Below are 15339 nucleotides of genomic sequence, written 5' to 3' on the forward strand. Positions count from 1 at the left end.
GCGATCGGGGGAGAGACGCCGGTGGGTATCCCGGGAGGGACAACAGCGAAGTGCCGTGCGGAGGGAGGCCTCCGGGCCGGTCCCGGGGTGCCCGTCGCGACGGAGGGTGAACCGGAACGGAGCGGGCCAGGAAGTCGCGAACCCTGCCCCGGGAGCGCTCGGTTCGTCGACGGATCGGTCAGGCCCGGTCGCCGCGGGCCCACCGGTTTGATCTCCGCCGTGTGTACGGCAGTAGGGTGACGCCCGTGGCACCACGACCGTTGCATGAAATCGTCGAACCGGGCTGGGCGAAAGCCCTCGAACCCGTGACGGGACAGATCGCCGGGATGGGCGACTTCCTGCGCACGGAGATCGCCGCCGGACGCACCTACCTCCCGTCGGGGGCGAACGTCCTGCGGGCCTTCCAGCAGCCCTTCGACGAGGTTCGCGTCCTCATCGTCGGGCAGGACCCCTACCCCACTCCGGGGCACGCGGTGGGGCTGTCGTTCTCGGTGGCCCCGGACGTGCGTCCGCTGCCGGGCAGCCTGATCAACATCTTCCGCGAGCTCAACAGCGACCTGGGCCTGCCCCAGCCGTCCAACGGCGACCTCACCCCCTGGACCCGGCAGGGCGTGCTCCTGCTCAACAGGGCACTCACCACGGCCCCGCGCACCCCGGCCGCACACCGCGGCAAGGGCTGGGAGGAGGTCACCGAGCAGGCGATACGGGCGCTCGCCGCGCGGGGGCGGCCTCTCGTGTCGATCCTGTGGGGCCGCGACGCCAGGAATCTGCGCCCGCTCCTCGGCGACCTGCCCGCGGTGGAGTCCGCGCACCCCTCCCCCATGTCGGCGGACCGCGGCTTCTTCGGTTCCCGGCCCTTCAGCCGGGCCAACGACCTGTTGGCCCGGCAGGGGGCCCAGCCGGTGGACTGGCGCCTGCCGTGACGGCCGGCGCCGCACCGGCACCGACCGCCGTACTCGCCGTCGACTCGGGCGGCTCGGGACTGCGCGCGGTGCTGGCCGCACATGGTCGGGACCCCGGCGCTCCCCCCGAACGACTCGGCGCGCCCCTGACCTCCCGGGAGCCGGTCCGGACGGGACCGCGCGGCATCGACGCGGCTCATCTGGCCGGACAACTGGTGCCGATGGCACGCCGGTTGATGGCGGTGGCGGGCGCCGACGGAATCGCGGCCGTCGCCGTCGGGGCCGCCGGACTCGCCACGCTCGGTGACGAGTTGCGCGCCGACCTTCCGTCCGCGCTGGAGCGTGAACTGGGCGTGCGGCGGCTCGCGTTGGTCGCCGACGCGGTGACGGCGTACACCGGCGCCCTCGGCCTGCGTGCGGGTGCCGTTATCGCCGCGGGCACCGGACTGATCGCGGTCGGCACCGATCTGACCCGCTGGCGACGAGCCGACGGATGGGGCCATCTGCTCGGGGACTGCGGCGGCGGAGCCTGGATCGGTCGCGCCGGCCTGGAGGCGGCCGTACGGGCCTTCGACGGCCGCCGGGGCGGTTCCGCGGCCCTGCTGGAGCGGGCGGAGGAGATGTTCGGGCCGGTGCCGGGGCTGCCGGCCCGGCTGTACCCGCGCACGGACCGGCCCGCCGCGCTCGCGTCCTTCGCCCCCGAGGTCGCGGCCTGCGCCGCGGCCGATCCGGTGGCGGCCGAGATCCTGCGCTCAGCGGCGGCACACATGGCCGAGTCCGCGGCGGCGGTCTGCCCGGACGGCGGCGAGGCCCGGGTCGCCCTGACCGGTGGCCTGTTCAAGATGGGTGAGCCACTGCTCGGGCCGCTGCGCGAGGAGTTGGCACGACAGCTGCCGCACGCCCGGCAGGTACCGGCCGCGGGCGACCCGCTGGACGGCGCCGTGCGTATCGCCGCCGACCTGGCCGACGACCGGCTCACGCTGCCCAGGGACGAGCGGATGCTGTACGTGGTGACCGAAGAGCCCTAGCGGGACGCCCGCCACGGACCGCAGGGCGACGCACAGCCGGAAAGACACACAGCCTCAAAGAGACGTCGACGGACCCACGGCCGGAAACAGACTTCGACGGATGGACTGCCGGAAACGGACGCGGACGGATGAACTCCTGGAAACGGACGGCCGGAGCCGGACGGCCGGCCGCATCCGACATCGATTCACGGCCCGGCGCGGCACGCGCACCCGACAGGCGCCGGTCCGCGGCGAGCGCGCGAGTCGGCCGGGCCGCGTCATCCCGTCGGGCGCTCTCCCTGGTCAGCGCCTGGCGGCTGAATTCCATGCCCGACATGGGGGATTGTTCGGCTGTGTCGGACACCTGAAGGTGACACGTGTGCCGAACACTCCCGCATCTCACTCGACTCACAAGTGGGTTGGTACCGATCAGTTCCGATCCGTACGTAACTCATCAGACAAAAGCGGACGGATACCGCTCACCTGCACCCTCCCCGAACAGGGGAGCCCAAGAAGCCAGTAACATGCGGCGCCATGAGCTCCCCCACTGGGCCCGCGTCCGGCCTGCCAGTACGAATGCCGCGACCCCGCCAGCCCGGCCGGCACCGCCGTCCGGAACCCCTGGCGGCTCCTGAGGGCGCGCCCGCGCTCGTCCTCGCGGTGCCGGGCACCCCCAGCGCCGCCACGCGCAGCCTCGCCGAGGAGGTCGTGAGCATCGCGCGCTCCGAGCTCCCCGGCCTCGACGCCCGTATCGGGTACCTGGACGGGGACGACGAATTCCCCACGCTGCAGTCCGTGCTGACCCACGCCGCCGAGGAGCGCACCGCGCGCTTCGAGCAGGCCCGCGCCGCCGGTGCGGACGTGGCCGAGCCCGACGGGCCGGTCGCCGTCGTGGTGCCGCTGCTCGCCGGTCCGGACAACGCGCTGCTCCGCCGCGTCCGCCAGGCCGTCATGGAGAGCCGTGTCGCGGCCGACCTGACGGATGTCCTCGGCCCGCACCCCCTGCTCGCCGAGGCGCTGCACGTACGCCTGTCCGAGGCCGGTCTGGCCCGCGCCGACCGCGCCCGGCTGTTCACCGTCGCGACCGCCGCGGACGGCATCATCCTGGCCTCCGTCGGCGGCGAGGAGGCCGTGCAGGCGGCCGGGATCACCGGCATGCTGCTCGCTGCCCGGCTCGCCGTCCCGGTGATGGCGGCGGCGCTCGACGTGGAGGGCGCGATCGCGGCCACCGCCGAGCAGCTGCGCGGTTCGGGTTCGCAGCAGCTGGCCCTCGCGCCGTACCTGATCGGGCCGGAGCTCGACGCGGGTCTGCTCGACGCGGCCGCCAAGGAGGCGGGCTGCGCCGCCGCCGAGGCGCTCGGCCCGTACCCGGCGATCGGCAAGCTGGCGCTGGCCAAGTACACGACTGCGCTGGGCATCGCCCCGCAGCAGCCGCAGGGCACTCCGACCCACTAGCCGTCCGGCACACCAGCACCCCGAAGGGGCCCGCTCCGTTCCTGGAGCGGGCCCCTTCGCATGGGCGGTCGTTCATGACACGCGGCCGGTCAGGTCTGGACAGGTGCCCCGGACGCCATGAGCCGAAGTCCCCGGGCGTCACGCGAGGGAGGCTCGGACGTCACGGGCGGGAGGACCTGGGCGTCCTGGGAGCCCGGGACGGGTTCGTCCAGGCCCGTGGCCGGGCCGGGGAGCGCAGGTCAGTCGAAGACGACGCAGGACGCGGCCGGTGCCGCGACCGAGCCGCCCCGTCGCGGCATGCCGGTGTCCGGGTCGACCACGAACCAGGTCACGTCACCGGAGCGCTCGTTCGCGCAGTACAGGAACCGGCCGGTGGGGTCGAGGGCCAGCGCTCGCGGCCACACGCCGCCGCAGGGCACCGTCGCCACGAGTCGCAGCCCCTCGCCGACCGCGTCCGGGGCGAGCACGGAGACGACGTCCTGACCCCGCGTCGCGGTCCACACGAACCGGCCGTCGGGCGACACGACGATCCCCGAGGGGTACGCGTCACCGCTCGGGACGCCGGACAGCACCGGAGTCTCGCCGACCGGCCGCAACCCGCCGTCCGCGGCGTCCCAGCGGCAGACGGTGACGGTGGGTGCGAGTTCGTTGAGGACGTACGCGTGTTCGCCTCGCGGGTGGAAGGCCAGGTGGCGGGGGCCCGAGCCGGGCCGGAGGGCGATCTCGCGGTGGAGGGTGAGCCTTCCGCCGTCCAGGGCGCACACGCGTACGGAGTCCGTGCCGAGGTCGACGCTCACCACCCATCGGCCGCTCGGGTCGGGCTGCACCTGGTGGGCGTGCGGGCCCTGCTGACGCGGGGTGTGCGGGCCGGAGCCGGTGTGCTGGAGCACTCCGGAGGCGCCGGCCGCCAGCCCGCCGACGGGGTCGACCGGCACGGCCGTGACGCTGCCGGAGCCGTAGTTGGCGGTCAGGACGTGTCCGGAGAACACGCTGAGGTGCGTGGGACCGCTGCCGCCGACCGGCACGGGCGGTCCCGTCAGCTCCGGCTTGTCCTCGTGGACCCGGTAGGCGGCCACGCCCCCGTCAGCCGTCTCGCTCACCGCGTACAGCATGTCGCCCGCGGGCGACAGCGCGAGGTAGGAGGGATCGGGGACGCCGTCGACCGCGCTCAGGACGGTCAGGGCGCCGCTGTCCGGGTCCACGGCCGTCGTGAGGACGCCGAGCCCTCCCGCCGCCGTGAACGAGCCGATGAACGCCCGCTGTCGCCGCCTGCCGCCGTCTGCCACTGCCGTCCCCTCTCGGTCCCGCGTAGTCCGGGGCGACGGTAGCAGCAGCGGCGCTGCGGTCTAGACCAGGGGCGTGCCCTTGGCCCGCTCCAAGGCCTCGGGATGGTGCACGTAGGCGGGGCGGCGTTCGAGGGTCTCGTAGGTGCGGTGGAAGACCGGGGTGGCGCTCCCGGAGATCGGCGGCACGATCCACGACCAGTCCGCGCCCACCCGCCGCCCCCGGCGCTCCTCGCGCCCCAGGTGGGTGAGGAAGCGCCGGGACTCGGTGTGGTGGTCGGTGACCGTGACGCCCGCCAGGTCGAAGGAGTGCAGCACGGACCGGTTCAGTTCGACGAGCGCGCGGTCCTTCCACAGGGAGCGGTCGGTGCGGGTGTCCAGGCCGAGGCGGTCCGCGATGCGCGGCAGCAGGTCGTAGCGGTCGGTGTCGGCGAGGTTGCGGGCACCGATCTCGGTGCCCATGTACCAGCCGTTGAAGGGCGCGGCCGGGTAGCAGATGCCGCCGATCTCCAGGCACATGTTGGCGAGGGCCGGCACTGCGTGCCAGCGCAGTCCGAGCGTGCGCCACCAGTCGTGCTCGGGATGGGCGAGCTCCACTTCGAGCACCGCGTCGTCCGGCAGGGCGAACCAGCGGGGTTTGTCGTCGGTCCCCTCGATCACCAACGGCAGTACGTCGAAGGCGGTGCCGGGGCCGCCGGGCCAGCCGAGCCGCCGGGCGAACGCGGTGAGTCCGGCGTTGCGCGGGTCGCCGGTGACGCTGCCGTCCGGGCGCGTGTAGCCCGCGTACCGGACGAGCTGCTCGTTCCAGATCCTCGGGCCGGGCCGCCCCGGTGCGTCGGGCGCGAACACCGTGATCAGCGCCCGTATGCGGCCGTCTCGGGTGGCCTCCCGCAGATGGTCCGCGGCCCCGTCGGCGACGTCCTGCGCGCCGTGCACGTCCCTGCGGTCCCGCACGTGGAGGGAGTGCCAGTAGAGCCGCCCTATGCAGCGGTTGGCGTTGCGCCAGGCCACGCGCGCGCCGAAGACGAGTTCCTCCGTGGTGTGCCGGTACGTCCCCGTGTCCGCCAACTCGGCCCGTACGGCGGCGATCCTCCGGGCCGGATCACCGAGGCGTCGCTCGACGTGATGGAGGGTGAGGAACTCGACGGCGGCCCGGAGCAGTGCGTGCGGGCCGGGCGCCGGGACCGGTCCGTGCGCGGACGGTGCGGGGGCGGAGGCCGACGGCAGGGGGCCGGTCGCGGACGATACGGAGCCGTACGGGGACGGCAGGTAGCCGGTCGGGTTCCGCGGCGGGGCGGCGGCAGGGCAGTCGGGCGGTGCGGTCGCGTCGTGAGCGGACGAGGCGCTCCCGCCGTGCGCGTCGTGGCCCGCCGGACGGGCCCTGTCACGCGTGGCGGGCTCGGTCTGCGAGGTCGCGGTGGTCCGCATCGGCGTGGTTCGCGTCGGCAGGGCGCGTGGTCCCGGTTCCGGCTGCCGGGCCGGCCCGTTCGGACCCGGTGTCGTCGCGGGGCGGGACGAGGCGCCGCCCGGCGGGCCGACGGGCGTCAGCCGCCCCCGGAGCCCCGGTACGGGACCGTCGGCGTCCCGACGGGCGCGTGTCCCGGCCCCGCCCCGCGCCTCCGGGGCGAGCGGGGCGCCGTCGTCGGACCGACGACTGCCCGGCAGCTGCGGCACCCGGGGGTCGGCGCCCTCCGGCCGACGGCCGCCCAGGTCCGGATCCGGCCATCCGGCCGCGTCCGTGCCGTCGTGCCGGCGACCGGCGTCCAGCCGGTCCAGCCGGTCCAGCCGGTCCAGCCAGCCGCCCGGACCGTCGGCGGCCGGGGCCGCATGCCCCGCGTCCGGATCGTCGGCGCAGCGGCCTTCGTGCGCGCTTCTGCAAGGGACGTCCCGCATTGGTGCCACCCCCCAGGGGCTCCGCCCGCGGAGCCCTCCCGCACGGTCCGCGGGTTCCGTGCGTCTGATAGCCGCGGGGTTACCCGGCCAACGGGGTGATCCACCCTCTGCATGGCCGGTAAAAGTGACGCGTTCCGGGGCACGCCGTCCACCGGGCGACGGCGGACCCGAGCCACTGGACGTCCGCCACCCGGCCCGGACGCCGGAAGGGCTCAGGCACCCATGAGCCGGGAACCGCGCAGCGGCGCGGCGAGCGCCAGGAGCGCGCGCTCAAGACCGTGGAGGTGGGCGAGGGCCTGCTCGGCTCCGGGGTGGTGCCCCGGGGCTGCCGGACGGGCCGTCGTCGGACGCCCCGGCACGGCGCCGACCAGGGTCTCCATCGCGGTCTCGACCCGCCCGCACGCCGCCGTGAGACGGGCGTCGTGCGAGGCGTCAGGGTCGGCGGCCACGGCCGCGAGCCCCCGCACCTCGCGGGCGCAGTCGTCGAGCAGCGCGAGGATCTGACGGGCCCGCTCCTTGCGCGCACGCATCGGGTTGAGCGGATGCACCAGGGGCGCGAGCGCCAGACGTACGCGCCCCAGGAGTGCTTCGAGCTCCCCCGCGCGCGGCGCCGGGTCGGCCCGGTCGTCGCCCGCCAGCCGGTCGGCCGCCGCGGCGGTACAGCCGTGCACCGCGTGCAGGGCCCGCTCGACCCACCGGTCGGTGACGGCGTGCGTCGTGATGGGCAGGACCAGCGCGACGGCGAGCGCCGCACCCAGGGCGCCCGCTCCGGTCTCGGCCAGCCGGAGACCGAGGAGTCCGGGGTGCAGCACCCCGAGGAGCCCGTACAGCAGTCCGGCCATCACGGTGACGAAGAACATCATCCAGCTGTACGAGGGTGCCGCCGTGTAGAAGATCCCGAAGACGCAGACGGCGACGAGCGCGGCGGTGGGTGCCGGGGCGCCGTGCAGCGGTACGGCGATCAGCAGGCCGGCGACGATGCCGGTGACCGTGCCGACGACGCGCCGGAAACCACGGACGAGCGTCTCACCGCGCGAGGCGGTGTTGACGAAGATCCACCAGGCGGTGCCCACGGCCCAGTACCAGCGGTCGTGGGAGATCAACTGGCCCGCGGTGAGCGCGAACGCGCAGGCGGCGGTCGCCTGGAAGGCCTGGCGCGTGGCGGGGCGTGCGAGTCCGCGCCCGTCCAGCGGCGCGGGCGCGGCGGGCAGCGGGGTGCGCCGCTCGACGCACCAGGCGCCGAAACGCACGGTGGACGACGCGGTGAGCGCCAGCGCCACGGCGCCGAACAGCTGGGGAAGCTGGCCGGGAACGGCGTGCAGGAACTGCGTGGTGAAGAACATCATGAACGCGAAGATGCCGAGGGCGTGGCCGCGCGGACCCCAGCGGCGGGCGTACACACCGGCGAAGATCACGGCGAGCCAGGTCGCGTCGCGCAGCGCCGGTGTCCCGTGCAGGGCGGTCGCCAGCGCGAGGACCGGGAAGCCGGCCAGCGGCAGCAGGGCGGTGGTGACGGCCTGGCCACGCACGGTCGGGTCGCCCACCGTGAACAGTGCGAGAAGCGCGGCGAGACCGCCCGTGATGGACGCGGGCAGGGAGAGCCCGGCCAGTTCGCACACGGTCACCGCGAGACCGATGCCGAGGACGGCCCGCAGGGAGACCCGCAGCCGGAACAGCCCCGGGTCCGGAGCCATGAACATCTTCTTCACCGTCGGCGGCCCGCCCCCACTTCGCATCGACACCTTCCGCGCACGGGTCCGTACGGGCCTCGGCCCTCAGGACATGGGAATGGCGCCGCGGGTCCGGTCCGGCGTCCTTGCCGTCCGGCGCTGCGCAGCGCCATGAATACAGACAAGGTAAGCAACAGCCGGGAACTGGCTCAACAGGCGGACCCCAGGGAGGGCCATTGGTACAGTCGAGGGAGATCACGTAGGACAACAGGAAGACCAACGGACCATGGCCGTGGACGAACTCGACACCCGCATCCTGCGGCTGCTGCTCGAACAACCGCGCACCAGCGTGCGCGAGTACGCCCGCATCCTCGGCATCGCCCGCGGCACGCTCCAGGCGCGCCTCGACCGGCTGGAGCGCGACGGCGTGATCACCGGAGCGGCCCCGTCGCTCTCCCCCGCCGCCCTCGGACACCCGGTCCTGGCCTTCGTGCACATCGAGGTCACGCAGGGCCACCTCGACGAGGTCGGCGACGCCCTGGCCGCCGTGCCGGAGATCGTCGAGGCGTTCTCGATCACCGGCGGCGGCGATCTGCTCACCCGTGTGGTGGCCCGGGACAACGCACATCTGGAGGACGTGATCCAGGCCCTGATCAGCCTGCCGGGCGTCGTCCGCACCCGCACCGAGGTGGCGCTGCGCGAGCGCGTCCCGCACCGGCTGTTGCCCCTCGTGGAGTCGATCGGGCGCGGTACGCGGAGCTGACCACCGGACGACCGGGAGCCGACCACCGGCCGGCCGTGGGCCGGGGCCGCGCTCGTTCGCCGGCCGGGCCCCGGTGGAGCCGAGCGGATCCGCCCGCCGTGCACTTGGCATCCTTGTCCGCATGAGCACCCTCGGCACCACGGCGGTCATCTTCGATCTCGACGGAACGCTCGTGGACAGCGAGCCGAACTACTTCGAGGCGGGCCGCCGGACCCTCGCCGAGCAGGGCGTCACGGACTTCACCTGGGCCGACCACGAGCAGTACGTCGGCATCAGCACCCAGGAGACGCTCATCCTCTGGAAGGAGCGCTACGGTCTGGCGACCCCGCTCGACACGCTGCTCACCGACAAGAACCGCCGCTACCTGGAGCTGGCCCGCGCCTCGACGCAGGTGTACCCGGAGATGCGGAAGTTCGTGGAACTGCTGGCCGCCGAGGACGTCCCGATGGCGGTGGCCTCCGGTTCCTCGCCGGAGGCCATCGAAGCGATCCTGGCGGGCACGGGCCTCGCCCCGTACATGCCGACCGTGGTCTCGGCCGACGAGGTCGCGCACGGCAAGCCCGCCCCCGACGTCTTCCTGGAAGCGGCTCGCCGCCTGGGCGCCGCACCGGCCGACTGCGTGGTCCTGGAGGACGCCGCGCCGGGCGTCGCCGCCGCGCACGCCGCCGGGATGCGGTGCATCGCGGTCCCCTACGTCGTCGCGCAGGCCGACGACCCGGCCTTCGCGACGGCCGGACTGCTGCTGCGCGGCGGCCAGTCCGAGTTCACGGCGCGCGGCGCGTACGACTGGCTCGCTCCGCGTACGGCCGGCTGACGACCGACCGGCGTGGCCGACGGGCCGACCGACCGACGTGGCCGACCGACCGACGGGCCGACCGACGGGCCGACGGGCCGACGGGCCGACGGGCCGACGGGCCAGGCGATCCGGCCCGATCTCGTCCCGCCGTCGGCCGGTCAGGAAGCCCGGACCACCGGTGCGGTCACCCGGTCGTGGTGGATCGGCAGCCCGTTGCCGGTGAGCGGGACGCCCGATCCGCCACGCCGCGACGCGACGATCTCGGCGGCGATGGACAGGGCCGTCTCCTCAGGGGTGCGGGCGCCGAGGTCGAGACCGATGGGCGAGCGCAGCCGCGCGAGTTCCGGGTCGGTGAGGCCCACCTCGCGCAGGCGCCGCTCGCGGTCCTCGTGGGTGCGGCGTGACCCCATGGCGCCGATGTACGCGACGGGCAGGCGCAGTGCCGTCTCCAGCAGGGGGATGTCGAACTTGGCGTCGTGGGTGAGGACGCACAGGACCGTGCGCTGGTCGGTCGCGGTGTTCCGCAGATAGCGGTGCGGCCAGTCGACCACGACCTCGTCGGCCTCGGGGAAGCGGCCCCGGGTCGCGAAGACGGGGCGGGCGTCGCACACGGTCACGTGGTGGCCGAGGAACTTGCCCGCCCGGACGAGTGCCGCCGCGAAGTCCACGGCACCGAAGACGATCATCCGCGGCGGGGGCACGCTGGACTCCACGAACAACGTCACTCCGCCAGGGCAGTTCGCCCCGTCCTCGGAGATCTCGACGGTGCCGGTGCGTCCCGCGTCGAGCATGGCCCGGGCCTCGGCCGCCGCGGTCGCTTCCAGCGCGGCACCGACGCCCCCTTCCCGTGGCCACGAGGCCCCGGCGACACCCTCCCGCTCCGGCCCGGGCGTCAGTGCGTCCCGGTTCGGCCCGGCCCGCACCGCGTCCCGGATCGGCTCGGCCTCCGTCGCGTCCGGCTTCGGCTCGGCCCCCGTCGCGGAGCGCGACGGCCCCCTTCCCACCGCGTCCCGCTCCGACTCGGTCACCGGGGCGGAGCCCGACGGCCCGGCCGCCGCGGCGGGGCCGGACCGTTTCGAGCCGTCCGTCAGGGCTCCCGCGTACGACCCGTCGGCGTGCACGAGCAGCGCACCGCCCAGGAGGTCGGCCGGCCCCCTGGTCACCCGGGCGAGCGCCACCGCCTCGCCCCGCGCGGCGGCGGCCAGCCAGGCCGCGAGGGCCGGTGTGTCCGCGCGTACCGGCATGACGAGGACGTCGAGCACCCCGCCGCAGGTCAGGCCTACCGCGAAGGCGTCCTCGTCGCTGTAGCCGAAGCGTTCGAGGACCACCCGCCCGTCCTGGAGGGCCTCGACGCACAGGTCGTACACCGCCCCCTCGACACAGCCGCCGGAGACGGACCCGATGGCGGTGCCGTCGCCGTCCACGGCGAGGGCGGCGCCGGGACCGCGCGGCGCGCTGCCGCCGACCGCCACGACCGTGGCGACGGCGAAGTCCCGGCCCTCCTCGACCCACCGGTGCAGCTCGTCGGCGAGGTCAAGCACCGTGCGCTCCCCCGGCGGCGTTCAGGACGCGGTCCGGCCGGATCGGCAGGTTCCGGTGGCGCACGCCGGTCGCGTGCCAGACCGCGTTGGCGACGGCCGCCGCCGCACCCACGACGCCGATCTCGCCGATGCCCTTGATCCCGACCGGGTCGTCCGGGTCCGGGTCGTCCACCCAGTCCGCCTCGATGGCCGGCACGTCGGCGTGCGCGGCGAAGTGGTAGCCGGCCAGGTCGGCGCCGACGTGACCGCCGGAGGCCTGGTCCCGGGTCGCCTCCTCGTGGAGGGCCATGGACAGGCCCCAGGTCATGCCGCCGACGAACTGCCCGCGCGCGGTCAGCGGATTGACGATCCGGCCCGCCGCGAAGATCCCCAGCATGCGGCGTACCCGCACCTCGCCCGTGCCGACGTCCACGGCGACCTCGGCGAACTGCGCCCCGAAGGCGTGCCGTTCCTTCTCCGTGAGCGCGCCGACCGCGGCGGAGGTGTCGGACCGCTCGGTGATCCCCTCCGGCGGAAGGGCCACGCCCGGGACGAGCCGTTCCCGCAGGGCGCGCGCGGCGACGGTGATCGCCCAGGCCCAGGAGCGCGTCCCCATCGAGCCGCCGGCCATGATCGCGGCGCCGAAGTCGCTGTCCGCGATGCGCATCCGGATGCGCCCGGGTGTCGTCTCCAGCGCGTCGGCCGCGATCTGCGTCAGCGCCGTCCGTGCGCCGGTGCCGATGTCGGCGGCGGTGATCCGCACGGTGAACGTGCCGTCGGCCTCCGCCGTCACCGCGGCCGTGGAAGGCGCGGAGAGCGTGGGGAAGGCAGCGGCTGCCGTGCCGGTGCCGAGCATCCAGCGTCCGTCGCGGCGGACGCCGGGACGTGGGTCGCGGTCCGCCCAGCCGAACCGGCGGGCGCCCTCCTCGAAGCAGGCGAGGAGGTTGCGGCTGCTGAACGGCAGCCCGGTCAAGGGGCCCACGGACGGCTCGTTGCGCACCCGCAGCGCGATCGGGTCGACGCCGCACTTCTCGGCGAGCTCGTCGAGCGCCGACTCCAGCGCGAACGAGCCGGGGGCCTCGCCCGGGGCCCGCATCCACGTCGGTGTGGGCACATCGAGCCGTACGACCCGGCTGGCCGTGTGGTGAGCGTTCGCGTCGTACAGCGGATGCCCGAAGTCCGCGGCCCGCTCCACGAATTCATGGACGGTCGAGGTCAGGCACTCCGACACGTGGTCGACGGCGCGCAGCCGGCCGTCGTGGTCGGCGCCGAGCCTGACCCGCTGCACCGTGGGGCTGCGGTAGCCGACGAGCGAGAACATCTGCCGGCGGGTCAGCGTGACGCGGACGGGTCGGTGCAGGACCGTCGCGGCCATCGCCGCCGAGACCTGGTGCGGGCGGGTTCCCTTGGAGCCGAAGCCGCCGCCGACGTGCTCGGAGCGCACCCGCACCGATTCCGGGTCGAGCGAGAAGAGCTTCGCGAGCTCGTCGGCCACGAACCGGCTGCCCTGGTTGGAGTCGACGACCTCCAGGCGGCCGCCGTCCCAGCGGGCGGTCGCCGCGTGCGGCTCCATGGGGCTGTGATGCTCCTCGGGAGTGGTGTACTCCGCGTCCACCACGACGGCCGAGGAGGCGAGTTCGGCCTCCAGGTCGCCCTTGCTCTCCTCGGCGCCCTCAGGGGTGTACATGCCGGGGTGTCCGGCGAAGAAGGCCACGTCGTGCGGTTCGGCGTCGTACCGCACCGTGAGGGCCTCCGCCGCCTCCCGGGCCTGCTCGGGCGTCTCGGCGACGACCAGGGCGACCGGCCAGCCGACGTACGGCACACGGTCGTGCTGGAAGAGCTGGAGCACCGGGTCGGGCGGTCCGAAGACGCCCATGTAACCGGCTTCGAGCCGTGGGGCGTTGCCGTGGTGCAGCACGGCGAGGACGCCGGGCATGCCGAGCACGGGCGCCTCCTCGACCGAGCGGACCCGCCCGCGTGCCACGGTCGCCAACACGAGCCAGCCGTGGGCCAGTTCGGGATGCGGGACCTCTCCGGCGTAGCGTGCGGCACCCGTGACCTTGGCGAGGCCCTCCACTCGGGTGTGCGCGGTGCCGACGGCCCGGCTCGCCGCGGCGGTCGGGGTGGTCGTGGTCATCGGGCGGCCTCCTCGGCGAGTTCGGTCAGCACGGCCACGACGAGATTGCGCATCAGGGTCACCTTGTAGCCGTTGTGGGGCAGGGGACGGGCGGCCGCCAGTTCGGCGTCCGCGGCGGCGGCGAACGCCTCCGCGCTCACCGGACCCCCGGTCAGAAGCCGTTCGGCCTTCGTGGCCCGCCAGGGCCGTGACGCCACGGCGCCGAAGGCGAGCCGCACATCCCGGACGACCTCGCCCCGGACGTCGAGGGCCGCGGCGACCGAGCCGATCGCGAACGCGTACGAGGCGCGCTCGCGCACCTTCCGGTACCGCGAGGTGGCGGCGACGGGGGCGGCGGGCAGGGTGACGGCCGTGATCAGCGCGCCGGCCGGCAGGGCCGTCTCCAGATGCGGGGTGTCACCGACGGGCAGATAGAGATCGGAGAGGGGCAACTCGCCCGGCCCGTCGGCCGTTTCGTAGGCGACGACGGCGTCGAGGGCGGTGAGGGCCACCGCCATGTCGGACGGGTGTGTGGCCACGCAGTGCTCGGAGGTCCCGAGAACGGCGTGGTTGTGGTGTTCGCCCTCGATGGCGGGACAACCGCTGCCGGGAGCCCGCTTGTTGCACGGCTTGGTCAGATCGGTGAAGTAACCGCAACGGGTGCGCTGGAGCAGGTTCCCACCGACCGTGGCCATGTTGCGCAGCTGCCCGGAGGCTCCGGCGAGCACCGCCTGCGCCAACGCCGGGTAGTTCCGGCGCACTTCGGGGTGGGCGGCGAGTTCGCTGTTGGTGACGGTGGCGCCGATGCGCAGCCCGTCCTCGGGCGAGAACTCGATTCGACCGAGGGGCAGTTCACGTACGTCGATGAGCCGGCTGGGCCGTTCCACGCCGGCCTTCATCAGGTCGACGAGGTTGGTGCCGCCGCCCAGGAAGCGGGCCTCGGGGTCGCCGCCGAGCAACGCGACGGCGCCCTGGACGTCGTGGGCGCGGTCGTATCCGAACTCCTTCATGCCGCGACCTCCTCGGCGTCGGAACCGGTCCCGGACCCCTGCGCCCCGGAGCGCGCCGGTCCGGAGCCCGGCTCCGCCGGGACGTGGGCCTCGGCAGCCCGTGCGACCGCCTGGACGATCGACACGTAGGCGCCGCAGCGGCACAGGTTCCCGCTCATCCGCTCCCGGATCTCCTCGGCGGTGAGCGGTGGCGGGCCCGCTTCGGAGCGGACGTCGTCGGTCACCGCGCTCGGCCAGCCCGCCGCGTGCTCCTCGATCACCGCGATCGCCGAGCAGATCTGGCCGGGGGTGCAGTAGCCGCACTGGTAGCCGTCGAGGTCGAGGAACGCCTGCTGGACCGGATGCAGCCGCTCACCGTCGGCCACGCCCTCGATGGTGGTGATCTCGTGGCCCTCGGCGGCGACCGCCAGTTGCAGGCAGGACACGGCCCTGCGACCGTCGACGAGCACCGTGCAGGCACCGCACTGTCCCTGGTCACAACCCTTCTTGGTACCGGTGAGGTCGAGCTGTTCGCGCAGTGCGTCGAGCAGGGTGGTGCGGTGGTCGACGGGCAGCGTGTACTTCTCGCCGTTGATGTTCAGAGTGATGGCGCTGGACGTCGATGGGGCCATGATCAGCCTTCTTTCGCGTGGGTCGTGCGCGTCGAAGTCGAACGGGGGCGGTCCGTGGCGGCTCGTCATCCCGCCGGGTGCGCCAGAATGCCTGTCGGCGATCGGTTCCGGCCATCCACACGGAGCGGGTCAGCCACTAGAGTGAGCTCCAAGCGGACACCTGTCCGCTACCCGTAAAAGCTAACGGACAGCTGTCCGCTTAGCAAGGTCGACCGGTCGCCGACCACGGTCGGCCACACCATGACTCCGGAGGGAGTCCGGCCGAGGTTCCGGGAGATCCCCGGCACAGGGCCCGGGCGGAGTCCGGCCGACA

At 74.3% G+C, this 15339-nt stretch carries 12 protein-coding genes; 5 read left to right on the forward strand and 7 right to left on the reverse strand.

The genetic code is table 11. The annotated features are described in order from the left end of the window. Positions 1-245 precede the first annotated feature (245 nt). From ACZ4IF_RS22665 to ACZ4IF_RS22675, 3 genes are all read left to right on the forward strand, one after another. Positions 246-923, forward strand: a complete 678-nt coding sequence (locus ACZ4IF_RS22665) for a uracil-DNA glycosylase (RefSeq protein ID WP_359490127.1) — start codon at positions 246-248, stop codon at positions 921-923. Then, positions 920-1930, forward strand: coding sequence for an N-acetylglucosamine kinase (locus tag ACZ4IF_RS22670; protein ID WP_467565412.1), 1011 nt, complete (start codon positions 920-922; stop codon positions 1928-1930). Before ACZ4IF_RS22665 ends, ACZ4IF_RS22670 begins: the two co-directional genes overlap by 4 nt. A 513-nt stretch (positions 1931-2443) precedes the next feature. Then, positions 2444-3364 (forward strand): sirohydrochlorin chelatase, encoded by a 921-nt coding sequence (locus ACZ4IF_RS22675; RefSeq protein ID WP_467565414.1) that lies wholly within the window; start codon positions 2444-2446, stop codon positions 3362-3364. 239 nt (positions 3365-3603) lie between these two features. On the opposite strand, the gene ACZ4IF_RS22680 is transcribed toward ACZ4IF_RS22675, so the two are convergent. From ACZ4IF_RS22680 to ACZ4IF_RS22690, 3 genes are all read right to left on the reverse strand, one after another. Then, on the reverse strand, positions 3604-4650 hold the full coding sequence (locus tag ACZ4IF_RS22680; protein ID WP_467565416.1) for a lactonase family protein: 1047 nt from the start codon (positions 4648-4650) through the stop codon (positions 3604-3606). Between the two features lie 60 nt (positions 4651-4710). After that, positions 4711-5916, reverse strand: a complete 1206-nt coding sequence (locus ACZ4IF_RS22685) for a nitric oxide synthase oxygenase (RefSeq protein WP_467566017.1) — start codon at positions 5914-5916, stop codon at positions 4711-4713. 836 nt (positions 5917-6752) lie between these two features. After that, positions 6753-8240 (reverse strand): FUSC family protein, encoded by a 1488-nt coding sequence (locus ACZ4IF_RS22690; protein WP_467566020.1) that lies wholly within the window; start codon positions 8238-8240, stop codon positions 6753-6755. A 256-nt stretch (positions 8241-8496) separates the two neighbouring features. Between ACZ4IF_RS22690 and ACZ4IF_RS22695 the strand changes: the two genes are divergently transcribed. Both ACZ4IF_RS22695 and ACZ4IF_RS22700 read left to right on the forward strand, forming a co-directional pair. Next, positions 8497-8973 carry an Lrp/AsnC family transcriptional regulator gene (locus ACZ4IF_RS22695; protein WP_467565418.1) on the forward strand — a complete coding sequence of 159 codons (477 nt, stop codon included), beginning with the start codon at positions 8497-8499 and terminating at the stop codon, positions 8971-8973. A gap of 121 nt (positions 8974-9094) precedes the next feature. Beyond that, a complete protein-coding gene (locus tag ACZ4IF_RS22700) occupies positions 9095-9787 on the forward strand; it encodes an HAD family hydrolase (RefSeq protein ID WP_467565420.1) in 693 nt (230 codons plus the stop codon). A 140-nt stretch (positions 9788-9927) separates the two neighbouring features. On the opposite strand, the gene ACZ4IF_RS22705 is transcribed toward ACZ4IF_RS22700, so the two are convergent. Genes ACZ4IF_RS22705 through ACZ4IF_RS22720 form a run of 4 tightly spaced genes read right to left on the reverse strand, consistent with a single transcriptional unit; the run spans position 9928 to position 15026 of the window. Next, on the reverse strand, positions 9928-11310 hold the full coding sequence (locus tag ACZ4IF_RS22705) for an XdhC family protein (RefSeq protein WP_467565422.1): 1383 nt from the start codon (positions 11308-11310) through the stop codon (positions 9928-9930). Then, positions 11303-13426, reverse strand: a complete 2124-nt coding sequence (locus ACZ4IF_RS22710; RefSeq protein ID WP_467565424.1) for a xanthine dehydrogenase family protein molybdopterin-binding subunit — start codon at positions 13424-13426, stop codon at positions 11303-11305. Before ACZ4IF_RS22710 ends, ACZ4IF_RS22705 begins: the two co-directional genes overlap by 8 nt. Then, positions 13423-14415 carry an FAD binding domain-containing protein gene (locus ACZ4IF_RS22715; RefSeq protein ID WP_467565426.1) on the reverse strand — a complete coding sequence of 331 codons (993 nt, stop codon included), beginning with the start codon at positions 14413-14415 and terminating at the stop codon, positions 13423-13425. Before ACZ4IF_RS22715 ends, ACZ4IF_RS22710 begins: the two co-directional genes overlap by 4 nt. Then, a complete protein-coding gene (locus ACZ4IF_RS22720) occupies positions 14412-15026 on the reverse strand; it encodes a (2Fe-2S)-binding protein (protein ID WP_359490110.1) in 615 nt (204 codons plus the stop codon). The genes ACZ4IF_RS22715 and ACZ4IF_RS22720 overlap by 4 nt, the downstream gene beginning before the upstream one ends. Positions 15027-15339 lie beyond the last annotated feature (313 nt).

Source organism: Streptomyces sp. NPDC025784 (assembly GCF_055558435.1).